Origin of the sequence: Leifsonia shinshuensis (assembly GCF_014217625.1) — a bacterium.
In the GTDB taxonomy this organism is placed as follows: domain Bacteria; phylum Actinomycetota; class Actinomycetes; order Actinomycetales; family Microbacteriaceae; genus Leifsonia; species Leifsonia shinshuensis_A.
On record NZ_CP043641.1, the window covers coordinates 2128889 to 2151928 of the forward strand.

Here is a 23040-nt window from a genome sequence, read left to right on the forward strand (position 1 = left end):
CCGGTCATTGTCCTCCTGTCGTGGGCAGGTCGCCCGCGGCGCGCAGCACGGCCGCCGGCGACGACCGGCGCGCTCCTGCCAGAGCCACGAGCGTGGCGAGCGCTGCCACGGCCAGGAATCCGGCCAGTGCGGCGGCAGTGAGCCACGGGTCCCGCACGATCGCAGGTTGCACGGGGCTTCCGGTGAAGCCGCGCAGGTCGAGGGGGCCGAGGACCACGGCGGGCAGCACGAGGCCGACCACGGTTCCGGCGATCAGGCCGACCACCAGGACCGGGCCGAGCTCCCAGGCCAGCACGCCGGCGGTCTGGCGGGCGCTGAAGCCGACGGTCCGCAGCGTGGCGACCAAGCGGATGCGGGCGGCGGTGTTCATCACCAGGGTCAGCAGCAGTGCGGCGACGCACAGCAGGACGGTGAGCGCGATCGAGAGGAGCGCGACCGCCTCCGTGCCCGCGACGAGCGGAGACCCGTGCAGGGCCGCGCGCTCGGCCACGGCGTCCCCGACGACGGCCCCCGCGCCGCCGATCCGGGCGAGCGCGGTGTGGACGGCCGCCGCGTCCGCGCCGGGCGCGAGGGCGACCAGCACGGTCTGCGGCGTGCCGCTGAGGTCGCTGGAGTGCGGCAGCGTCGTGCGGTCGATGATCGCCCAGCGGGAGTCGTGGATGTAGACGCCCGGCGCGAAGTCCAGCTCGGTCACGGCCAGGTGCACATTGCTGCCCTGCCCGACGATCAGTGCGCTGGTGACCGGGATGCGGCTCTCCCAGCCGCCGAGGACCGCCCCGGTCCGGCCGGGCAGGCCGCCGGTGAGCAGCGTCGACAGCCGCGCGGAGGCGGGGAGGTCGCGCTGGACGGCCTCCAGCTGCTTCGGGTCGACGAGGTAGCCGGAGACGACCTGCGAGGTCCCTGCTGCGCTGATCGTGACGCCTCCCGCCCAGTCGACGGTCGCGGTGGCGGCGACACCGGGGACGCGCTTCACCGCGGCGAGCCGGCCGGCGTCGAGCGTGGAGGCCGCGGTCAGCGACAGGTCGGAGCCGACCCGGGCTCGCGCGCCCTGGTCGAGGCCGTCGCGCGCCGTCGCCAGGACGCTCACCGAGAACAGGGCGATGCTCGCGCCGGCGATGAGAGCGAAGACCGGCCAGAGCAGGGCGCCGCGTCCGCGCCGTCCGGACGCGCCGAGCGAGCCGGCGGCGCCCAGGAACGCGACGGCTCCCCGTCCGCGCCGCAGCGCCCCGGTCAACCAGGCGAGCGGCACGGCCGTCACCCGCAGGACGACGACGCACGCGGCGAGCGCGACGAGAACGGGGGTGAGCGCGGCGAGCGGGTCGACCTCCAGACCGCTGCCGGGCGAGGACAGGCCGCGGCGCGCGAGCAGCACGACGCTGAGCGCGGCCAGGCCCAGTACGATCACCTCCGCCACCCACGCCCAGCGCGACCGCGCGGGCGGCGCGACCGGACTCGGGACGAGGGAGCCCGCCGCGAGCACGAGCGCGAGAGGCGGCGCGAGCGCGCACACCGCTGCCAGACCAACGGGCAGCAGGACGGGCACGGCGCCCGGGGTCAGCAGGAGCGCGATCCCGAGTCCGAGGGCCGCAGCCGGGATGGACGCGAGCGCACCGTCGAGAGCGAGGCTCCCGCGCAGCCGCCACGGGGACGCGCCGCGCGCCGCCATCAGGGCGAGCGCCTCCCTGCGCCGGGACACGACGAGGCGGGCGCCGAGCGCCAGGACGGTCAGAGCGACCACGAGCGGGCCGGCGGCGAGGATGGCGAACAGCGTGTTCGCGGGCTGCGCGCGGGACTGGAAGGCGTCCAACGGCGTCAGGAGGCTGGTCCCGAAGGTCAGCGGCGCCGGCACCTCGCCCACCCGCACCGTGGGAGGGAGCGCCAGGAAGCTGCCGAGCGCGCCGCGGACGGCGGGGAGGTCCTCCGCCCGGAAGCCACCGGGCGCGACCGGGTACCAGAGGGAGGCGACCGTGCCGTCGAAGGCGGGGGTGACCTTCGGCCAGGAGTCCGCGTCCAGCCAGGCGACGGCGCCGAACTCCTTGCCCGCGTCGCCCTTGTCCACGAAGTGGCCGTGCGCGCGAACGGCGTCGAGGTTCCAGAAGTCGTCGGCGGCGTGCGTCGGCTCGACCAGCCCGGTGAGCTTCAGCGTCAGCCCGGGGTTCGAGGCGATCTCGCGGGTGGTGCCGACCGTCCAGCCGAGGAGCTTCGCCGCCTCGGGAGCGAGGACGACCTCCACGGTCGGAGGGGCGGCGGCCGGGGTGCCGCTCGCGCCCGCCCCACCTCCGGCGCCCGGCGTCCCGCCGGCGCCCGGCATCCCGCCGGCGCCCGGCGCCGCGCCCGCGACCGTCGCCGCGACCGGGCTCGGCCACGCCCCGCTCACCAGCCGCGCCTCGCCGCGGAGGCCGCGATAGGCCTCCACGCCCACCGCATAACGGCTGTTGCTCGCGGCCCCGGCGGGCGGGATGATCGGGACGTCGAAGCTGCGCGCCGAACTGTCGCCGTGGCCCACCACCGCGCGCAGCGGCGGCTTCATCCCCTGCCGAACCGTGTCCGCGATCGCCGGGAGGTCGCGCCACACCGCGGACGCGTCCAGGACGGGACCCGGGGCGAACGACCCGGTCGGGATGGAGGTCGTCACGTCCCGGCCGCCCGCGCCCGCCTGGCCGAGCTCGTGCTGGAGCTCGGCGGTCAGGAGCCCGCTGGACACGCGGGGCCACGCGGAGAGGGCCGTCGCGGCGACGACGGTGACGATCGCGAGGAGCAGGAGGCCGCCGCGGAAGGCGCGCAGCGCACGCAGGGCGAGCCCGGCGTCGGAGAGGTGGGAGGTGCGCGCGCGGGCCATCACCGCGTCTCCTCCCGATACGCGGTGTCCGCCGCCTGCCTCCGCACCGCGACCCCGTATCCCCACACGGCCACCGCGAGCGCGGCGGCCAGCGCGACCGCGCCCACCGCCATCCCGGCCGGGTCCACCCGGCCCTGCACCGACAGCGTCGCCGGGGCGGTCACGACCGAGAGGCGGGCCAGGGTGTTGCCGACGAGCAGCACCACGACGATCCCGCCGAGGAGGCCGAAGACACCGGCCGCGCAGGCGACGCCGATGACCTCAAGCCGACGTGCCCAGGCCTGCTGGCGTCCGGACAGGCCGACCGCGCGCAGCACGATCACCTCGCCGCGGCGACGGCGGAGGGCGGCCGTGATCGCGGCGGCGACGGCCGCGACGGCCAGGAGCGCGCAGCCGGCCGCGCCGAGCCAGGTGCTGGCGACCGCGCCGCCGAGGAAACGCGCGACGAACGCACCGGACGCGGTGGTGACGGTCGCCCCCGAGCCGGCGGCCGAGCGCACGGCGCCCGCGACGGTTTCCGCGTCGTCGGCCGCGAGCCAGACCGAGGAGGCGCGCGGCACGGAGGCCGAGGTGCGCAGCAGCAGCGCCGTCAGCGCGGGCAGGTCGGCGAACACGGCGCGCTCGGACGTCGTCCCGGGCAGCGCGGGCACGATCGACGCGACCGTGCCCTGCACGTCGCCGGCCGGGCTGCGCACCTCGATGCGCTGGCCGAGCTGGAGGGAGTCGTCCTGCGCCAGCCCGGTCGTGACCGCGAGCGGGAGGGCCGCGGCGCCCGGCGGGACGAAGCGCACGCTGCCGTCGCCGGCCAGGGAGGCCGCGCGGGCAGTGGTCCCTGGACCGTCCGCCCGGAAGGCGCCGGCCGAGCCGAAGGCCGTCGGAGCCTGCACCCAGCGCGCGACCGCGGCCGGCAGTCCGGCCAGGGTGACGGTCACCTCGTCGGCGCCGTCCACAGCCTCCACCGTCGCATCGACCGCGACGAGCCGGTCGGCTCCGGACGGCAGCGCGAAGTCGACGGAGCCGTCGGGGCCGGGCGCCGCGGAGACCGGTACGACCTCGTCGGTGCCGGTGGCGATCCAGGCGGTCGCTCCGACGGGCGTGGCCGTGCCGCCTCCCGCCCCGACCGTCACGGTCGCCCGCAGGTCGCGCGCTCCGGAGGGGATGGCCGCGCCGTCGAGTGCGCCCTTCGGCGTGACCCGCGTGGACAGCGTCGCGGTGTCGAGCAGGTAACCGCCGACGGGGAGCAGCGCGGGCAGCTTCGCGGAGTTCGCGGCAACGACGGCCACGTCGGTGTCGCCGACCGTCCCGCTGTCCACGATCGCCGGGGAGGCCGCCGTGACGCCGGGAAGACGCCCGAGCCGCGCGGCGCCCGACACGTCGCCGGGGCCGTGCGGGCTGCCTCCGACGCCGAGGTCCGCGCGGACCGCCGCGCCGTTCACCAGCAGCGCCGAGTCGCGCAGGAAGCCGCCGAAGGTCCCCGCGTACCCGGCGGCGAAAGTCAGCGAGCCGACCGCGAGCACGATCAGCGCGACCGGCCCGGCGAACAGCGCGACGCCGCGCCCCACCTGACGGGCGGGCAGGACCCCCGCGACTCCGCGGCCCCGGCCCGCCACGCGCTCGACGGCGGCCGACGCCGGGCCGAACAGCAGGAGGCCGACCAGCGCGATCGCGCACAGCACAGCGGCAGGTGCGACGACGCCGGTCGGGTCGACCGTGTCCGCGCCGCCGCCGACGGTCGGCCCGAAGGCCACGAACCGCCACAGGGTGACGGCCGCGGCGACGACGGCGAGCACGGTGACACCGGCGGACACCGCGGTGCGCCCGCGCCCGGCCTCCACCGCTCCGGGCGAGTCGGAGGCCGCGCGCGCCGAGAAGACGACGGTCAGCGTGGTGGCGGCGACGGCGACGAGGACCGTGAGCGCGGGAGGCAGCAGGAGGTCGAGCGCGCCGGCGGGCGGTCCGACGGTCGCGAGCAGGACGAGCTGCGCGGCAAGCGTCCCGACGACGGTCGCCGCCAGAACGACCAGCGCGGACTCCACCGCGGTCGCCCGCGCGAGCGCCGGGACGGTGACGCCCCGCGAACGCAGCAGCCGGGTCTCCACCCGGCGCGCCCCGGCCAGCAGCTGCGCGAGCAGCACGAGCGCGATCGCGGAGCACGCGGCGAGGACGGCGAGCGGGACCGGGATGACGGCGTGCAGCGCGACGACCGACCGCTGCATGGCGGCGACGGTCGCGACGCCGTCGCCGCTCGTGGAGAACGGGCTGGCGCCCGCGGCGGAGTCGCCGCTGAGCTGGGAGTACGCTCCGCCGAGGGCGTCGTGCAGGCGCGGGAGGTCGGCGGCGGAGGTGCGGCGGGCGTCCGGGGTGAGGACCCAGCGGCCGACGACGCCGTCGCTCGCGGCGACGGCGGTCGCGGCGGACACGACGAGCCGTCCGTCGCCGGAGTTCAGGCCGAGCCAGGCCGGGGCCGCGGGATCGGCCGGGCGCCACAGGCCGGTGACGGCGACCGTGACGGGCGCGGAGGGACCGAGGAGCGTCACGTGGTCGCCGACGGAGACCTGGTGGCTGCGGGCGAACGCGGTGTCGACCGCGGCCTCCGCGTCACCGCTGGGCCAGCGGCCCTGCGTCATGGTGACGCGCCCCTGGAGACCGTCGCCGGCGACCAGGAGCTCGGCCGTCCGGCCTCCCCCTCCCTCGACCGGGACGGACGGCGCCGAGAACGTGGAGGCCACGGCGACCGGGAGGCCGGAGAGCCGCTTCGCGAGGGTGCGGCGGACCTCGGCGTCCTGGGCGTTCAGGTCGGACAGCGCGCTCGACTCGAGGGCCACCGAGGTGACGGCGGCGGGCTCCGCGGCGAGGGTCGCGTGGACGGCCGAGGTCGGCGAGCGGAAGGCGAGCCCGGTCATCACGCTCGCCAGCGCGGCGACGACGACCACGACGAGCCCGGTGGCGACGAGCGTGCCGGCCTGCGCGCGGGCTCGCTGCACCCAGAACGCCCCCATCGCACGCATTTGTCCAACCTAGCGTGCGGGTGCGCACAGATCGTGCGTCAGCGCGCCGCGCCCACCGCCTCCGCGTGCAGGTTCGCCCCGCCCCGATACCGCGTGCCGGGGTGCCGCTGCGGCAGCCGGCTGTGCCCGTCGCCGAACAACCGCTCCCGCAGCGTCCCCGACCGCTCCCCCTCCTGGGGCAGCCGTCCGCGCCTCCGCAGTTCGGGGACGACCAGCTCGGCGAAGTCGCGTGCCGTCTCGAACGAGTGGTACTGGCGGAGGTTGATGCCGTCGAGGCCGTCCTCGTCCAGCCAGCGCTCGATCTCGTCCGCCACCGTCTTCGGGTCGCCGACCACCAGGAACCGGTCGTCGCGGCCGTTCTTGATGAAGTCGAGGGCCTGGCCGACCGTCCTGTCCAGCGGCAGGAACGGCACCCGCTCGGCCGGGAACTCCGCCCGCGCCAGTGCCTCCCGCACGGTGATGTCGCGCGGGAACGCCGTGAGGTCGACGGGCAGGCTGCTGTGGGCCAGGATGCCGTCGAGGCTGGAGTGCTGCTGGTACAGCCTCCACTTGTCCTCGGCCTCCTCCGTCGTGCGGCCGACGATCACGCCCGCCATCGCGATGAACTTCACGTCGTCGCGCTGCCGGTCGTGGCGCGCGGCCGCGTCGCGCATCCCGTCCGCGTTGCGGCGGAACTCCTCGCTCGTGCGGCCGCCCGTGAAGACGACCTCCGCGTGCCGGCCGGCGAACTCGATCCCGGCGGGCGAGCCGGTCGCCTGGAACAGCACGGGCGTGCGCTGCGGCGACGGGTGCACGATGTGGGGGCCTGCGACCCTGTGCCGCTCGCCGACGTGGTCGATGTAGCGCACCTTCGACGGGTCCGTGAAGACGCGCGCCTCCCGGTCGGCGATCACCGCGTCGTCGTCCCAGGAGCCCTCCCACAGCTTGTAGAGCACGTCCAGGTACTCCTCGGCGCGGCGGTAGCGCTCGTCGTGCGGCACTTCGTCGTCGAGCCCGAAGTTGCGGGCGGCGTTCGGGAGGTAGGAGGTGACGATGTTCCACCCGATCCGTCCCTTGGTCAGGTGATCGAGGGTCGACATCCGGCGGGCGAACGCGAACGGCGGCTCGTACGTGGTCGAGAACGTCACCCCGAAACCGAGCCGGTCGGTGACGGCCGCCATCGCCGGGACGAGCAGCAGCGGGTCGAGGTTCGGGCTCTGCAGGCCCTCCCGCAGCGCGGTCTCGGGGCCGCCGCGGAACACGTCGTACGCGCCGATCACGTCTGCGAGGAAGATCCCGTCGAAGCCGCCGTGCTCCAGCAGCTGCGCGAGCTCCAGCCAGTAGTCGAGATCGGCGAAGCGCTCGCGGTTGTTGCCCGGCAGCGGCCAGAGGCCGTGCGTGATGTGGCTCACGCACGCCATCTCGAACAGGTTGACGAAGAGCTGCTTGGGTTCGGTGGTCATGCGTCGCCTTCCGGGGTTCTGCTGTCGCTGCGTGCGTCTCCGGCTCCCGGGGCGAACTCCGGGATCGCTGCGATCAGGTCACGAGTGTACGTCTGCTGGGGGCGCTCGAAGACGTCCTCGGCCGTCCCCTCCTCCACGACCCGGCCGTCCTTCATCACGAGCACGCGATCGCTGAGGTGGCTGATGACGCCGAGGTCGTGCGAGATGAAGAGGTAGGCGACGCCGGACGCGCGCTGGAGGGTGACGAGCAGGTCGAGGATCTGCGCCTGGATCGTGACGTCGAGCGCCGACACGGCCTCGTCGAGCACGATCACGTCGGGCCGCGGGGCGAGGGCGCGGGCGATGGCGACGCGCTGGCGCTGGCCTCCGGAGAGCTTCAGCGGGAAGCGCGGCAGCACCTCCTCACCCAGCCCGACCTGGCCGAGCAGCTCACGCACGCGGGCGTCGCGCGCGGCTCCGTCGGCGAAGCGCTCCGAGCGGAGGGCGTCGAGCAGGATGCGCTCGACGGTCCAGCGCGGGTCGAACGAGCTCAGCGGATCCTGGTAGACGACAGAGATCCGACGGCGCAGCGCGCGGCGGCGGGACTCGGGCAGGGCCGACCACTCCTGGCCGAGCAACCGGACGTCGCCACCGTCGAGGCGTTCGAGTCCGAGCGCGAGCTTGGCTGTCGTGCTCTTGCCCGAGCCGGACTCCCCCACGATGCCGAGCGTCTCGCCGGCGCGGAGGCTGAAGGTGACGCCGTCGACCGCGCGGGTGACGGTGCCGTCGGAGGTGTGGAAGCGCTTGGTGAGATCGCGGGCCTCCAGCACCGGTGCGCCGAGGGGAGGTCGCGGAGCGGGATCGGGTGAACCCGGGGTGAGCGCACGTCCGCGGGTGGCCTCGCCGGGGACCGCAGCGATCAGCGCGCGGGTGTACTCGTGCTCGGGATCGGCGAGCACACGCTCGGCGGGACCCTGCTCCAGCACGACGCCGCCGCGCATGACGAGGATGTGGTCGGCCAGCCGGGCGACGACGGACAGGTCGTGACTGATCAGGATGAGCGACGCACCGCGCTCCTTCATCGCCTCCAGCTGGGCGAGCACCTGCGCCTGCACCGTGACGTCGAGGGCGGTGGTCGGCTCGTCGGCGATCACGATGTCCGGGTCGAGCGCGATGGCGGAGGCGATCAGCGCGCGCTGGCGGAGGCCGCCGGAGAGCTGGTCGGGACGCTGACGCGCCCGGACCTCCGGCGACGGGACGCCGACGCGCTCCAGGAGCTCGCGCACCCTGGCTTTCCGCGCGGCGCGGTCCCCCCAGCGGTGCAGCCGCAGCGCCTCCGCGATCTCCGCGCCGACCGGGCGCAGCGGATCGAGGGACACCAGCGCGTCCTGCAGGACGAAGCCGATATCCCGGCCGCGGACGCGACGCCACTGGCGCGGGGTGAAAGCGCGGGCGTCCTCGTGGTGAAGCTCGAGCTGGTCGGCCTCCACCGTCGCGGTGCGCCCGGCGAGGCCGACGAGGCTGCGCGCGGTGACCGACTTGCCGGACCCCGACTCGCCCACGATCGCGACGCACTGGCCGGGGAGGAGGTCGAAGGAGACGCCCTCGACGATGGGGCGGTGGACGCCGTCCACGGTGAAGCCGGTGCGGAGGTTGCGGACGCGCAGGCGCGCCGCGGGCCAGTCGAGGTTCGCGAGGTCGTCTGAGGTGGTGGCGGCCGGGTCGCCCGTGCTCGCGGCGCCCGTCCTCGCGGCCTCCACGGTCCCCTGCTCTGCGATGCTCACGATCGCTCCCCTTTCTCCAGGCGCGCCTGGATGTGCCGGCCGATGGTGGTCGCGGCCAGGGCGACCGCGACGATGACGAGACCCGGGATGACGACCAGCCACCAGGCCGTGGTGAGGTAGGCGCGCCCCGCGTCGAGCAGCGCGCCCCACTCGGACGCGGGGGGCGCGACGCCCAGCCCGAGGAACGACAGGCTCGACGCCCACACGATGGACTGGCCGATCGACAGCGCGAACACGGCGACCAGCGGACGCAGCGCGTTCGGGAGGATGTGCGCGCGCACGATCCGCCAGCGCGAGTGCCCGAGGGCGGTCGCGGCCTCCACGTAGGCCGAGTTCCGCGCGCCGAGGATCTGGCCGCGGATCATCCGCGCGTAACCCGGCGCGGTCCCGACGCCGACGGCGAGGACCTGCGTGGCCGCGCTCGGCCCGGCGATCGCGATCAGCAGCAACGCGAGCAGGAGGGCGGGGAACGCGAACAGGATCTCCACGAACCGGTCGATGACGACGGCGACCGGCTTGACGCCCAGCGCGGCGAGGGTGCCGAGGATCAGCGCCAGGCCGATGCTCACGGCCGCGGCTCCCACGCCGATGGTGAGTGAGTCGCGGGCGCCCCACACCACCCGGGTGTAGAGGTCGCGCCCCGATTCATCCGTACCGAACGGGTGAGCCCAGCTCGGCGGCTGGAGGGCGGCACCATAGTCGACGGCGGTCGGAAGGTGAGTGGTGAGGAGCTGCGGGGCGATCACCGCGACGAGGAGCAGCGCCGCGAAGGCGACGGCGAGGTACAGCCCCCACGGAGCACGGGTGATCCGGGTGACCGCGGACGACGCGAGACGCTGATTCGAGGGTGAGGCGACGGAGGTCATGACAGCTCCAATCGGGGGTCGATCACCGTGTAGACGACGTCCACGATGAGGTTCGCCGCCACGTAGACCACGGCGACGAGGGTGACGATGCCGGTGACGACCGGCAGGTCCTGCGAGTTGACGGCCGTGACCAGCACCGAGCCGATCCCGGGCCGCGAGAAGATCGACTCCACGATCACCGCGCCGGAGAGCGTCGCGCCGAGCGCCCAGCCGGACAGGGTGACGGCGGGGATGACGGCGTGGCGGAGGACGTGCCGCAGCCGGATCCCCCACTCCCCCATGCCGCGCATCCGGGCCGACAGCACGAACGGCTGGTCGAGCGAGCGCTCGAACTCGGTGCGCACGCTCTGCGCCATGAATCCGGCGAGCGGGATCGCGAGCGTCAGCGCAGGCAGCACGATCCCGTTCGGGGACGAGCCGCTGATGATCGGGAACCAGCGCAGCCCCAGCCCGAAGACCAGCAGGAGGATGATGCCGAGCCAGTAGGCCGGGAGGCCCGCGGTGACGACGTCCACGGTCGAGCCGATCGCTCCGACGCGCGGACCGCGCCCGGCGGTGAGGGTGACCCAGACGACCATGATCACCCAGGCCAGGGCGATAGCTGTCACCGAGAGGGTGACCGTGTTGCCGAGCTGCTCGCCGATGATGGCGGTGACCGGGCGATACTGCTGGTACGAGGTCCCGAAGTCACCTGCGACCAGCCCGCGCAAGTAGTCGAGGTACTGCAGGATGACCGGACGGGCGAGGCCGTACTGGGCACGGATCTGCTCCAGCTCGGCCGGGGTCCGCAGCTGCACCTGGCCGGCGCGGATGTTGAGGATGGTCGTCGCCCGGTCGCCTGGCAGGGCGAGCTGGGCGAAGAACGCCACGGTCGCCGCGCCCCAGAGGACCACGACCGCCGCGCCGACCTTCTTCAGGAGGGTGAGGGCGACGGCCCGGCCGCGCCGGGTGCGGACGGTCGTGAGGACCGCCGCGCCGCCCGGTGCGGCCTCCGCGTCAGCGACCGCCGGCTCGCTCGGTGCGAGCTCACTTGGTGAGATACGCGTCATAGAACGTCGGTCCTCCCTGTGCGTGCTCCTGCCAGACGTCGTGGAGCTTGGGCGAGACGGCGAGCGTGCTCAGCCGGTCGTAGACGCCGATCGACAGCGCGTGCTGCGCGATGTAGTCCTGCGCCTTCTGGTAGTCGGCGTTCTGCTGCTCGACGGTGGCCGCCGAGTTGCCGTCGAGGATGTACTGCGCGAGCACCGGGTCGTTGGCGAAGGCGCTGTTGCTGTAGTTCGGGTCGTCGGCGGTGGACGGCCTCCAGTTGATGTAGAGGATGCCCGCGGTGACGCTCGTCCAGTAGCCGGCCTGGAGGTCGTAGGCGTCCGGTCCCGAGTACTTGCCGGAGAAGAACTCGCTCTGCGGGACGGGGATGAGCTTGACGTCGAAGCCGACCTTGCTCGCCTGCCCCTTCACCCCCTGCAGGATGGCGGCGCCGTCGGCGTTGATGATCGAGCCGGCGCCGTACGGCAGGCGCACGGTCAGCGGCTGGCCGTTCTTCACCCGCACACCGTCGGAGTTCTTCTGGCTCCAGCCGGCGGCGTCGAGGAGCGCGTTCGCCTTCTTCACGTCCTGCGTGTACCAGGCCGCCGCCTTCTGGCTGTAGCCCGGGGTCGCCTGACTGACGCCGCCGTTGCCCTCCGACGGGATGACCCCGCGGCCGATCGTGTTCACGATCTGCGGCCGGTCCAGGCTGTACGCGAACGCCTGGCGCACCTGCTCGTCGGTGAACGGGCCCTTCGCCGTATTGAACGAGATCTGCTGCGGCCGGCCCGGGGTGACGAACTTCTCGAGCTGGTAGCCGCCGGCCTTCAGCACGCTCCACTGCACGGAGGGCACATCGTAGATCGCGTCGACCTGGCCGCCCTGCAGCGCCGCGACGCGGGTGGTCGGGTCGGCGACGAACTTCCAGTCGATCGTGTCGACGTAGGCCGGTCCGGTGTGCTTCGCGTTCGCGGGCGGGGACGTGTAGTCCTTGTTCTTCTTGAGGATGATGTCCTGGCCGCGGTTCCACTTGTCGACCGTGAACGCGCCGGAGCCGATCGGGGCCTCGCAGTTCTGCTCCTTCGTGCGGGTCTCGAGCGCGTGCTGCGACTGGATGCCGAAATAGCCCTGGGTGAGGTTGTCGGCGAGCCGCGGGTACGGGCGGGACAGGTCGATCTGGAGCGTCTGGTCGTCGACGGCCTTGGCATCCTTGTAGTAGCCGTCGAGCCAGACTTTCGCGGTGGTGTTCCCGCCCTTCACCCAGTAGTCGAAGTTGTAGGCGACGGCCGCGGCGGTGAGCGGCGTCCCGTCGGTGAACTTCACCCCCTTCTTCAGGGTGAAGGTCCAGGTGAGGCCGTCGTCGGACTGCTTCCACGCGGTGGCGAGCCACGGCACGACCTTGTGGTTCTCATCGAGCGAGGTCAGGTTGTCGAGCACCTGGTACGAGAGGTAGGCCTGCTCGATCCAGCCGCCGAACACGCAGGCGGGCTCCTGCTGGTGGGCGTAGACGATGGTGCCGCCGTCGACCTTCTGGCCGCCGGTCGCGGCGTTGGAGGCGCCGGCGCACGCGGCGAGCGCCAGCACACCGGTGAGCGCGACGGCGGCGCCGGCGAGGGTGCGGAGAGAACGGGAACGCATGGAGACTCCTGGAATGCATCGGATGCGGGACGGGATGCAGCCCAGGATGCGGGCGGACCGCAACCGCGGTCGAGCCGGCGTGACACTGTGTTGCGCGGGTGAAACGGGGCGTCATGGAAGGTGGCGCGGAGGGTGAGGGTGTGGGATGCGCGCGGGTGGACGCACGAAACCGGAACCGGGCGATCGACCGTGTCGGCGGCCCGCGGTAACGTCACCGCGTGACCGAGCCGTGCTCGCTCTGCGGAGCGCCCGCCCATCCCGGGGCGCCGCTCGAGCTGTGCCTCGCGCACCTGCTGGAGGCGCACGAGTGGGTGGAGGGCGAGTACGGCCGGACCGATCTGCTCCCGTCGCCGTGCGCGTTCTGCGGTTCGCGGCTGGGCGTGCGGTACCCGTCCGGCTGGCTCTGCGCCATCTGCGAGTGGAGGGTGGGCGAGCCGCCGCCCGACGGCGCCCGCGCGTCGCGCGTCGACGTGGTCTACTACCTCCGCTACCGCGACCGCATCAAGATCGGCACGACGGCCAACCCGGCACAGCGCTTCGCGAGCCTCCCGCACGACGAAGTGCTCGCCTTCGAACGCGGCGACCGCGCCGTGGAGCAGCAGCGCCACGCCGAGTTCGCGGCGCTGCGCATCCCCGGGACCGAGTGGTTCGAGACCGACGCCGGCCTCCTGGCGCACGTCGCCGCCCTGCAGACCGGGGTCACGGACCCGTGGCTGCTGCTTGCCCGCTGGCGCAGCGAGGCGGCCGCCCGCGCCTGAGGCGGCGCCAACGGAGGAGCCCGGCGACGACACGCCGCTCCCGGACAGCCAGCGGAGGAGATCCGCACCAGGTGCGCGTGGATGTCCTCCGTTGGCCGCGTTTCGGTGCCCGAAACCACCCGATCTCCTCCGTTGGCGACGTCCGGTACTCCGGAGTGTCGGCGCGACGCGGCGCGAGGGTGTCCGTTCGAACGGGGATCCGCGGCCGTGGCGGCCGGTACTCCGGAGTTGGTGACGGAGGCTGGGCGCGCCGCAACTCCGGAGACCCGCGCCATGCGGGCGCGGGTCTCCGTAGTTACGATCGATTTCCCGGTTGCGGAGGCAGGTTCTCCGGAGTTGCCGGCCTACGCCGCGGAGGCGGCGGGTTCGGCCGGGCGGTCTGCCTCGACCTTCTCCACGAGCCGCGCCATCTCCGCGGCTTCCGCCGCGGCTGCGATGGCGAGTGGGATCACGGGCTCCGCGGCCGAGAAGTTGGGCGCCTGCGCCGCGGCCACGACGGCCGGCTCGGCAGCGCGAACCGGCTCCACCGCAGCCCGGCTCGGCTCCCCCGCAGCGCGGCTCGGCTCCGACTCGGCGGCCTCGCCTTCCAGCCGCGCCAGCCCGGCCACCGCGGCCAGCTCGGCCGCGACCGCAGCGTCCGCCGCCGCACGGGCCGTCCGCGACCGCATCACCACCGCCGCGACCACCGTGACCACCGCCGCCCCGAACGCCAGCACCCCCGCCGTCGCGAAGCCCTCGGTGTAGCCGGTCTCCGCCGGCAGGCCGCCCGCGCCGAGCGTCCCGGTGACCAGCGCAGTCATCACCGCCGCGCCGATCGCCGAGCCCACAGTGCGGAGGTTGGCGTTCATCCCGCTGGCGACACCGGTCTGCGTCGCCGGGACGCTCTGCACGACCACGCTCGTGATCGCCGCGTAGATCAGGCCCAGGCCGATCCCGAACACTCCGGAGGCGGTGGCGACCGCGGCCAGCGAGCCGTGCAGGAACGCCAGCGACAGGCTCGATCCGGCCATGACGGTCGCCGCGATCACGATCTGGGTGCGGAAGCCGAGCCAGCGCTCCAGCGGTCCGCTGAGGAAGCCGGTCACGGCCATTGTCACGAGCATCGGCAGCATCAGGAGGCCGGACTCCGCGACGGTCGCGCCCAGGCCGTAGCCCGTGGAGACCGGGGTCTGCACGAAGCGCGGGAAGAAGGCGAACACCGCGAACATGGCTGCGCCGATGAAGATCGCGGCGGCGTTCATCGACCAGACGCCGGGCTCGCGCATGAGGCGCATGTCGACCAGCGGGTGACGAGAGCGCAGCTCCACGACCACCCAGGCGGCGAGCAGCACCGCAGCGAGCGCGAACAGCCCGATCACGACCGGCGACGACCAGCCCCACTGCGCGCCCGTGCTGAGCGGCAGCAGGAGGGCGATCAGCCAGCCCGAGAGCAGCGCGGCCGACCACGGGTTGACGCCTCCGGTCGCGCGAGTGGGCGACTCGGGGATGATCACGAGGGCGAGCACGGCGGCGGTGACGGTCAGTGCGACCGGGACCAGGAAGAGCCCGCGCCAGCTCAGCGCCGCGGCGAGGGGACCCGCGAGCACGGTGCCGAGGCCGCTGCCGATCGCGATGATCGAGGCGATCGCGCCGATGGCCGACGGGAGGCGGTGCGGCGGGAACTCGTCGCGGATGATGCCGAACGCGAGCGGGAACATCGCCCCGCCGAGACCCTGGACGACGCGGCCGGCGATGAGGACGCCGATGGACGGCGCGACGGCGGCGATCACGCTGCCGAGCGCCACGGCCAGGAGGGCGAGCACGAAGATGCGGCGCTTGCCGACCAGGTCGCCGACGCGGCCGAGCAGGGGCGTGGCGACGGCGGCGGCGATCAGCCAGGCGGTCATGGTCCAGGTGACGCCGGCGGTGGTGGTGTGGAGGTCCTGCTGGATGACCGGCAGGACCGGGACGACGAGCGACTGGAGCGTCGCGAAGGAGGCCACGCTCAACGCCAGGACGGCGAAGGTGGCGGATGGACGGGATCGAGACATGGGGTACGGTCTTCCGTTTCTCGAAGGGAGCTCGACGTGTGGTCGAGCAGGTGAATCTCTGCTGAAGAGGAGTTACAATTGGAGGGAGGCTCCGTTCGGAGGGTGCCTCCGGTTACATCGAATACGATACCGGAGGGTGCCTCCGTTTCGCAACCCTCAGTTTCGCCAACCCGGAAGGACCGAGCCGTGACCGGCACAGATGTAGCCGACACAGACGTAGCCGACACCGCGCGCCCCCTGATCGCGCGCCCGCAGCGGGCGGACGCCCGCCGCAACTTCGACGCCCTGCTCGCCGCCGCCCGCGACGCGTTCGCGGAGGACGGCGCCGGGGCCTCCCTCGAGGACATCGCCCGCCGCGCCGGGGTCGGCATCGGCACGCTGTACCGCAACTTCCCCACCCGCGACGCGCTGGTCGAGACCGTGTACGTCGAGGAGGTGGAGGCCGTCGTCCGCGCCGCCGACGACGCCGCCTCGCTGGAGCCGTGGGAGGCCGTGCAGGCCTGGCTGCGCCGCTTCCTCCTCTACGTCGGCACCAAGAAGGCCCTGCTGGAGGGCCTCAACAAGGACTCCCCCGTGCTCCTCAGCTGCCGCACCTCCCTGTACGATGCGGGCGAGCCGCTCGTGCGCCGCGCCCAGGAGGCCGGCGAACTGCGCCCTGACGCCTCCATCGGCGACGTCATCCGGATGGTGTCCGGCATCGCGGGCGTCGCGTTCGACGACGACGAGCAGCGCGACCGCGTCATCGCCATGGCGATCGACGGCCTCCGCGCCCGCTGAGCCACGACGCGCGACGCCCACCGGGCGCTCATTCGACCTGAGAGTGTTCTCAGACGTCTGAAATCTTCCGTAGGCTGGAAGACATGGAGCTCGGTGTCTATGCGGTGATCGCCGTCGCGGTGATCGTCGGCGTAGCCGCCTTCGCCCGCAAACTCGGCGTCGCCGCGCCCATCATCCTCGTGATCGTCGGCGTCACCCTCTCGGTGCTGCCCGGGGTGCCGGACATCGAGGTGCCGCCCGAGATCATCCTCGACGGGCTGCTCCCGCCGATCCTGTACGCGGCGGCCATCAGCGTCCCGCTCACCGACTTCCGCCGCAACCTCGCGCCGATCGCCGGCCTCTCGATCTTCCTCGTCGTCGTCACGGCGTTCGCGTCCGGCTTCGTGCTCTACACGATGCTGCCCGACCTCAACCTGGCCGCGGCCATCGCCCTCGGCGCGATCATCAGCCCGCCTGACGCGGTCGCGGCGACCTCCATCGGCCGCAAGCTCGGCCTTCCGCCCCGACTGCTGACGGTGCTGGAGGGCGAGGGCCTGGTCAACGACGCGACCGCGCTGGTGCTGCTGCGCACCGCACTCGCCGCGGCGGTCGGCACCCTCGCGACGCCGCTCGCCGGCGTGCTGGACTTCTTCTCCGCGGTCATCATCGCCCTCGTGATCGGGCTCGTGGTCGGCTTCGTCACGGTGTGGGTGCGCTCCAAGTTGAGCGACCCCGTCCTCGACACCGCGCTCTCGGTCGTCGTGCCGTTCGCCGCATTCGCCCCGACGGAGGCGCTGCACGGCTCCGGCGTGCTCGCGGTCGTCGTCACCGGGCTCTACACCGGCCACGCCGCGCCCCGGCAGTTCAGCGCCCAGGCCAGGATCAGCGACCAGATCAACTGGCGCACCATCCAGTTCCTGCTCGAGAACGGCGTGTTCCTGCTCATCGGGCTGGAGCTGCGCACGCTCATCGCCGATGTCGAGCATCCTGAGATCCTGAGCGTCTGGGACGCGGTCGGCATCGGACTCATCGCCATGGCCTCCCTCGTCGTCATCCGGTACATCCTGATCGGCCCGCTCATCTACTCGCTCCGAAGACGCGGCGAACGGGCGGAGAAGCAAGTGCTGCGGGAGTGGCTGCTGATCAGCTACTTCCGCGACCATCCCGTGCGCTACCGCTGGCAGGCCCAGCGCAAGCAGCGCGCCGAGGCGCGCTACGAGCGGCACCGCAGCGACTTGGAGGAGTTCCGCCAGGAGGCCATCGACTGGAAGGGCGGGGTCGTCCTCGGCTGGTCGGGGATGCGCGGCGTCGTCACCCTCGCGGCGGCCCAGTCGCTGCCGGCCGACATCCCGTACCGCCCGCAGCTCATCCTGATCGCGTTCACCGTCGCGTTCGTCAGCCTGGTCGTGCAGGGCGGCACCCTCCCCTGGCTGATCCGGGCGCTGGGGCTGCAGGGCATCGACGTCAAGGACGACAGGAGGCTGCTCGCGCAGCTCCTCGACGACCTCAGCGAGGCCGGTCTCGCCGTGCTGGACGACCCGGAGACCGCCGCGGGTGCCACGGCCCCGGTGGACCCGGAGCTCGTGGAGCGGGTGCGCCAGACGACGTACCTGCGCGCGGAGGCCGCCTGGGAGCGCATCGTGCTCTACGACACCCCGCCGGAGGGCCGTCCGCACCACGTGTACCGCACGCTGCGGCTCGCGGTGGTGGACGCCGAACGCGACCGCCTGCACGTGGAGCGGGCGCGCGGCGCCTACCCGTCGCGCATCCTCAGCGAGGCGCAGTCCATGCTCGACATCGAGGAGACGCGGCTGCAGTCGCGGGCGCGGTGAGGGGCGGCTGGACGCGCACGCGGCTCGACGCCGGCACGCCGCCTCAGTCCCGCGCGCGGTGACGCCCGCGGCTCGACCGCACGAGGCCGGCGTCGCCCAGCTCGCGGAGCACGCCGCGGACCGCGTCCTCACTGCTCCCCCCGGGCGCCGGCCCGAACTCCCGTTCGGCCTCCGCGACCAGCCGCGGCAGGGTCAGCGGGACGTCGAGCAGCCTCCACACCAGGGAGGAAACCGGCGTCAGACGGGTGATCGTGTCCCGCGCGTGCACGACCGCCTCGCCGTCGAGGTCCACCCAGTCGTCCACCTCCGCGCGGCTGTACATCGCGCCCTCGGCGGCCGTCCGCAGCAGCTCGCGGACCGGCCCCACGAGGTCGGCCGCCTCGCGGTAGCCGATCACCTGCACGCCCCCGCAGCGGCGGACGAGGCGGTCGAGCAGCGTCAGGGGCGCCGGCAGGGCGCTGAAGTAGTTGATCTGCTCGACCAGGTCGCCGAGGACCTCCCCCAGCCCGACCGTCTCGACCGTCGGCGTGGTCCCGTCGTCGGTGCGGTCGAGGAGGGCGATCCGCGTCAGCCGGAGCCGCGGCCCCGGCCGCACGAGCCCGAGCTCGTCTGGGCCGACGACGTGCTTGCCGCGCGCCGCCGACCGCTTGAACGCGAGCGGCTGAGGGAAGGCGATCACCTCACCTGAGGACGCGACCGCGACCGTTTCATCCGACACATACCCCAGGGCCGCGCCGAGCGCCGCGGCGGCCGTCGACTTGCCGGCGCCCGAGGGTCCGATGAGGGCGATCACGCCACCCGTCGCCGGGTCGGCGAGGCCCGCCGCGTGGAACGTCACCAGCTCGCCGCGTCGCGCCAGGATGGCCCGCTGGTTGATCGCGCGGCGGAGGGCGATCCCCACCTCGTCGAGGTCGCGGCCCGACACGTCCGCCGAGTCCCCCGTTCCGCCCACCGTCACGACGCCCGTCGGGTCCCCCTCGGACGCCAGCCGCGACCACTGGCCGCGCAGCGCGTCGACGTCGGACTCCGGCATCCCCTGCACGGCCACACGCAAGCGCGCGCCGAGGGCGTTCACCTGGAACTCACCCGTCACCCTGATCCACCCCTCGGCTTGAAACTTCTCATGCAAGATTAGAGGACGACCCCTCGCGCCACTCCCGGGATGCGCCTTGTTTTGAATTGCTCAAAAGAAAACCGGTAGCGTGGCAGGCATGGACATCGCACAGCTCGAAGGCGCCCTCCGCGCCGCGGGACTGCGCGTGACGCAGGGGCGGCTCGCCGTCCTGAACGCGCTCGACGCGCATCCCCACGTGGACGCGGACTCGGTCTACCGGGCGGTGCTCCCCGCGCTGCCCGGCACCTCGATCCAGAACGTCCACAACGTCCTCGGCGACCTCACCGCCGCCGGTCTGCTGCGGCGGATCGAGCCGGCGCACTCGCCCGCGCTGTACGAGCGGCGCGTCGGCGACAACCACCACCACGTCGTGTGCACCTCGTGCGGCGCGGTGGCGGACGTGGAGTGCGTCGTCGGCCACGCGCCCTGCCTTCACCCTTCGGGGGCGGCCGGGTTCGTGGTGGACACCGCGGAGGTCACCTTCTGGGGGCTGTGCCCGTCCTGTCAGGAGCGCGCGGCGAAAGCCCCGTCGCACGCCGAATGAGGTTAGGAGAACCATGACGGAGAACCACACGACCACCCAGACCGGCAGCCCGGTCGGCAGCGACGCTCACTCGCTGACGTCCGGACGGGACGGGGCGACCGCGCTCCACGACCGGTACCTCGTCGAGAAGCTCGCCCAGTTCAACCGCGAGCGCATCCCGGAGCGGATCGTGCACGCCAAGGGCGGCGGGGCGTTCGGCGAGTTCGTCGTCACCGGCGACGTGACCGCCTACACGAAGGCAGCGGTCTTCCAGCCCGGCGCGACCACGCGCACCGTGCAGCGCTTCTCGTCGGTCGCCGGCGAGCAGGGCTCCCCCGACACCTGGCGCGACGTCCGCGGCTTCTCGGTGAAGTTCTACACGACCGAGGGCAACTACGACATCGTCGGCAACAACACCCCGGTGTTCTTCATCCGCGACGGCATCAAGTTCCCCGACTTCATCCACTCGCAGAAGCGCCTCCCTGGCTCCGGCCTGCGCGACGCGGACATGCAGTGGGACTTCTGGACGCTGTCGCCGGAGTCCGCGCACCAGGTGACGTACCTGATGGGCGACCGCGGCCTCCCCCGCTCGTGGCGGACCATGCCCGGCTACGGCTCGCACACCTACCAGTGGATCAACGCGGCGGGCGAGCGGTTCTGGGTGAAGTACCACTTCCACGCCCTGCAGGGCAACGAGGAGATGCGCGGCGCGGAGGCCGAGCGGATCGCGGGTGAGGACGCGGATTACTACCGCCGCGACCTGTACGAGGCGATCGAGCGCGGCGACTTCCCGGCGTGGAAGGTGAGCGTGCAGGTGATGCCCTACGAGGACGCGAAGACGTACCGGTTCAATCCGTTCGACCTGACGAAGGTGTGGCCGCACAGCGACTACCCGCTGATCGAGGTCGGCGTCCACACGCTGAACGAGAACCCGGAGAACTTCTTCGCGCAGATCGAGCAGGCGGCGTTCTCCCCGGCCAACACGGTCCCGGGCATCGACATCAGCCCGGACAAGATGCTGATGGCGCGCGTGTTCTCCTACCCGGACGCCCAGCGCTACCGCGTTGGCACCAACTACAACGAGCTGCCGGTCAACGCGCCGGTCGCCCCGGTGCACAACTACTCGCAGGACGGCGCGGGCCGCCACGGCTTCAAGGCTGCCGGCGCGCCGGTGTACGCGCCGAACTCGTTCGGCGGACCGGTCGCCGACCCGGCTGCCGCGGGCGAGGGCTCGTGGGAGTCGGACGGCGCCCTCGTGCGCGCGGCGGCGACGCTGCACGCGGAGGACGACGACTTCGGCCAGGCCGGGACGCTCTACCGCGAGGTCTACGACGAGGCGGCACGCGAGCGGTTCCTCGACACGATCGCGGGAGCGGTCGGCGGGGTGACGCGGGACGACATCCGCGAGCGGGCGATCCAGTACTGGACGAACGTCGACGCCGGACTGGGCGCGGCGCTGCGGGCGCGGCTGGAGTCGGACGTGGCCGACCCGGACGAGGCGGCGGAGTACGTGGGAGTCGGCGAGTAGGCCCGAGGCCGCGCTGACGCGAACGGAGTCCACGGCCGGAATGGCCGTGGACTCCTCCGTTCGCTGCGTTTCCGGGGGGGTCAGGAGGCGGAAGTCCTCCGTTGGTCGTGTGGGCCAGGCGGGCAGCGGAGGACGAGGAGGCCGGGTCGGAGTGGATGCCCTCCGTTGGCTGCGCGGTCGCTAACGGAGGAGATCGGGCCAGAGGGCGGGCTGGATGACGGGTAGCGGAGGAGATTCGGGCGGATTGGGAGGGGATGTCCTCCGTTCGCTGCGCGTTGCGGGGCTGCGGGGATGTCCTCCGTTGGCTGCGTGCGTGGCGGGGCCGGAACGGTGGGGACCGATCAGGGCCGGAGGCGGGCCAGGGCGCCGGACTCCAGAGCGGACCACACCGTGCCGTCGGCGGCGACGGCGATGCCGTGCGGCTCGGAGGCCGCGGGCAGCGGCACGCGGGCGGTCTCGCCGCCGGCGGTGACGTGCGCCAGCGCGTCCGCTCCCCACAGGGAGACCCACACTCCGCCCGTCGCGTCGGCGGCGACCGCGTGGGGCTTCGCGCCCGCGCCGAGGGGGTGGAGGGTGAGCGTGCCGTCGCGGCCGACGCGGGCGAGGGCGTCGGCGCCGATCAGGGCGGACCAGACCGCGCCGTCCTCCGCGACGGCGATGCCGACGGGGCCGGAGCCGGCGGGCAGCTCGGTGACCGCGACCGCGGCGTCGCCGCCGCGGACGTGGCCGAGAGCGTCGATGGCGTTCATCGTGAACCAGAGCGAGTCGCCCGAGGCCGCGATCATCGAGGGCATCGTGCCCTCGCGGCCGACCGGGAACTCGTCCACCTGGCCGAGCACGCCGACGCGGCCGAGCGCGTCCGCGGCCAGCTCGGTGAACCAGGTCGTTCCGTCGTAGAGCGCGGTGACGCCGAACGGCTGGGCGCCGGTCGTCGGCACGGCCGCCTCGGCCAGGAGGCGCGGGCCGGGTCCCACCAGCAGCAGGCGGCCTCCGGTCGTGTCGCTCACCCAGACATCCGAGGCGTTCGCGGCGGCGACCACGGACGGCTGTGCGCCCGCGCCGAGGTCGAGGCGGGTCAGCGTCCCGTCCGGGGCGAGCCGCCCGATCGCTGCGCCGTGCACGAGAGTGAACCACACGGCGCCGTCGTCGGTCACGGCGATGCCGTAGGGTCCCTCCCCTGGCTCGCCGACCGGGATGACCTCCAGCGGCTCTCCGCTCACAGCGTCGCGTCGATGGTGCGGTCGTACACCACGGTCCCGCCCACACGGACCAGGCCGCCGTCGAGCGGTTCGGTGGCCAGCTCGGAGCCCTCCCCCTGCACGATGCGCAGTGCGCGGCCGAGCTTGGCGGTAAGGGCGACGGCGGCGGCGCCGGTGGCCTCGTCCTCCACGATGCCCATCGCCGGGGCGAACATGCGGGCGCGCAGCGTGCCGGCCTCCTCGTCGATCCACGCGTAGGCGTAGTGCTGGCCTTCGGTGAACGCGAACGCGTCGAGCGCCTCGACCGCCTCCGGGGAGTCCAGCGGCAGCCAGGTGAAATCGGGGGTCCAGGCGGCGCGGGCGTCGATCGCGGCCCAGTCGCCGTCGAGGTCGACCGAGACCGCGACGTCCCCGGCCTTCTCGGCGAGGGCGCCGACCGGCGTGCGCTCGTGCGCGAGCCACCACGCGGTCCCGACGCTCGGGTGACCGGCGAACGGGAGCTCCGACGCGGGGGTGAAGATGCGGATCGTCGCGATGCCGCCCGACTCGTCCAGCGCGTCGACGAAGACCGTCTCGCTGAAGCCGAGCGCCGCCGCGATGTCCTGCTCCCGCCCTGCCGTCGCCGGCGAGCTGGTGACGATTCCCAGCTCGTTGCCGTTCGCGCCGCGCTCGTCGGTGAAGACGCGGACGACCACTACCTCGATTTCATCCATAGCCT

General features: G+C 73.4%; 16 protein-coding genes. 5 read left to right on the plus strand and 11 right to left on the minus strand.

Going from position 1 to position 23040, the window contains the following annotated elements:
• Positions 1-4: 4 nt before the first annotated feature.
• The 7 genes from F1C12_RS10180 to F1C12_RS10210 all read right to left on the minus strand — a co-directional run bounded on the left by F1C12_RS10180 (position 5) and on the right by F1C12_RS10210 (position 12582).
• Positions 5-2839 (minus strand): FtsX-like permease family protein, encoded by a 2835-nt coding sequence (locus F1C12_RS10180; RefSeq protein ID WP_185278614.1) that lies wholly within the window; start codon positions 2837-2839, stop codon positions 5-7.
• Positions 2839-5847 carry a hypothetical protein gene (locus F1C12_RS10185; protein ID WP_185278615.1) on the minus strand — a complete coding sequence of 1003 codons (3009 nt, stop codon included), beginning with the start codon at positions 5845-5847 and terminating at the stop codon, positions 2839-2841. The genes F1C12_RS10180 and F1C12_RS10185 overlap by 1 nt, the downstream gene beginning before the upstream one ends.
• Positions 5848-5885: 38 nt before the next feature.
• On the minus strand, positions 5886-7289 hold the full coding sequence (locus F1C12_RS10190; protein ID WP_185278616.1) for an LLM class flavin-dependent oxidoreductase: 1404 nt from the start codon (positions 7287-7289) through the stop codon (positions 5886-5888).
• The gene (locus F1C12_RS10195; protein WP_445626113.1) at positions 7286-8902 is read right to left on the minus strand and encodes a dipeptide ABC transporter ATP-binding protein; all 1617 of its coding nucleotides are present in this window, start codon (positions 8900-8902) and stop codon (positions 7286-7288) included. Before F1C12_RS10195 ends, F1C12_RS10190 begins: the two co-directional genes overlap by 4 nt.
• Positions 8903-9048: 146 nt before the next feature.
• Complete coding sequence (locus F1C12_RS10200; RefSeq protein ID WP_185278617.1) at positions 9049-9918, minus strand: ABC transporter permease; 870 nt, start codon at positions 9916-9918, stop codon at positions 9049-9051.
• Positions 9915-10967: an ABC transporter permease gene (locus tag F1C12_RS10205; RefSeq protein ID WP_258046213.1), complete on the minus strand. Its 1053-nt coding sequence runs from the start codon at positions 10965-10967 to the stop codon at positions 9915-9917. The genes F1C12_RS10200 and F1C12_RS10205 overlap by 4 nt, the downstream gene beginning before the upstream one ends.
• On the minus strand, positions 10945-12582 hold the full coding sequence (locus F1C12_RS10210; protein ID WP_185278618.1) for an ABC transporter substrate-binding protein: 1638 nt from the start codon (positions 12580-12582) through the stop codon (positions 10945-10947). The genes F1C12_RS10205 and F1C12_RS10210 overlap by 23 nt, the downstream gene beginning before the upstream one ends.
• Positions 12583-12800: 218 nt before the next feature.
• Between F1C12_RS10210 and F1C12_RS10215 the strand changes: the two genes are divergently transcribed.
• Positions 12801-13340 carry a GIY-YIG nuclease family protein gene (locus F1C12_RS10215; protein ID WP_185278619.1) on the plus strand — a complete coding sequence of 180 codons (540 nt, stop codon included), beginning with the start codon at positions 12801-12803 and terminating at the stop codon, positions 13338-13340.
• 344 nt (positions 13341-13684) lie between these two features.
• Here the strand turns inward: F1C12_RS10215 and F1C12_RS10220 are convergent, their stop codons facing one another.
• Positions 13685-15370, minus strand: a complete 1686-nt coding sequence (locus F1C12_RS10220) for an MFS transporter (RefSeq protein ID WP_258046214.1) — start codon at positions 15368-15370, stop codon at positions 13685-13687.
• A gap of 186 nt (positions 15371-15556) precedes the next feature.
• Between F1C12_RS10220 and F1C12_RS10225 the strand changes: the two genes are divergently transcribed.
• Together F1C12_RS10225 and F1C12_RS10230 are read left to right on the plus strand one after the other, a co-directional pair.
• Positions 15557-16147: a TetR/AcrR family transcriptional regulator gene (locus F1C12_RS10225; protein ID WP_258046215.1), complete on the plus strand. Its 591-nt coding sequence runs from the start codon at positions 15557-15559 to the stop codon at positions 16145-16147.
• A gap of 83 nt (positions 16148-16230) precedes the next feature.
• A complete protein-coding gene (locus F1C12_RS10230; protein ID WP_185278620.1) occupies positions 16231-17958 on the plus strand; it encodes a cation:proton antiporter in 1728 nt (575 codons plus the stop codon).
• A gap of 43 nt (positions 17959-18001) precedes the next feature.
• Here F1C12_RS10230 and F1C12_RS10235 read toward each other — a convergent pair whose 3' ends face one another.
• Entirely contained in the window at positions 18002-19051 is a 1050-nt protein-coding gene (locus F1C12_RS10235; protein ID WP_185278621.1) for a hypothetical protein, read from the minus strand.
• A gap of 118 nt (positions 19052-19169) precedes the next feature.
• Between F1C12_RS10235 and F1C12_RS10240 the strand changes: the two genes are divergently transcribed.
• Complete coding sequence (locus tag F1C12_RS10240) at positions 19170-19616, plus strand: Fur family transcriptional regulator (RefSeq protein WP_185278622.1); 447 nt, start codon at positions 19170-19172, stop codon at positions 19614-19616.
• Positions 19617-19629: 13 nt separating this feature from the next.
• Entirely contained in the window at positions 19630-21123 is a 1494-nt protein-coding gene (locus F1C12_RS10245) for a catalase (RefSeq protein ID WP_185278623.1), read from the plus strand.
• A gap of 341 nt (positions 21124-21464) precedes the next feature.
• Here F1C12_RS10245 and F1C12_RS10250 read toward each other — a convergent pair whose 3' ends face one another.
• Together F1C12_RS10250 and F1C12_RS10255 are read right to left on the minus strand one after the other, a co-directional pair.
• Complete coding sequence (locus tag F1C12_RS10250; RefSeq protein WP_185278624.1) at positions 21465-22343, minus strand: Vgb family protein; 879 nt, start codon at positions 22341-22343, stop codon at positions 21465-21467.
• Positions 22340-23035 carry a PhzF family phenazine biosynthesis protein gene (locus F1C12_RS10255; protein WP_185278625.1) on the minus strand — a complete coding sequence of 232 codons (696 nt, stop codon included), beginning with the start codon at positions 23033-23035 and terminating at the stop codon, positions 22340-22342. The genes F1C12_RS10250 and F1C12_RS10255 overlap by 4 nt, the downstream gene beginning before the upstream one ends.
• Positions 23036-23040: the final 5 nt, after the last annotated feature.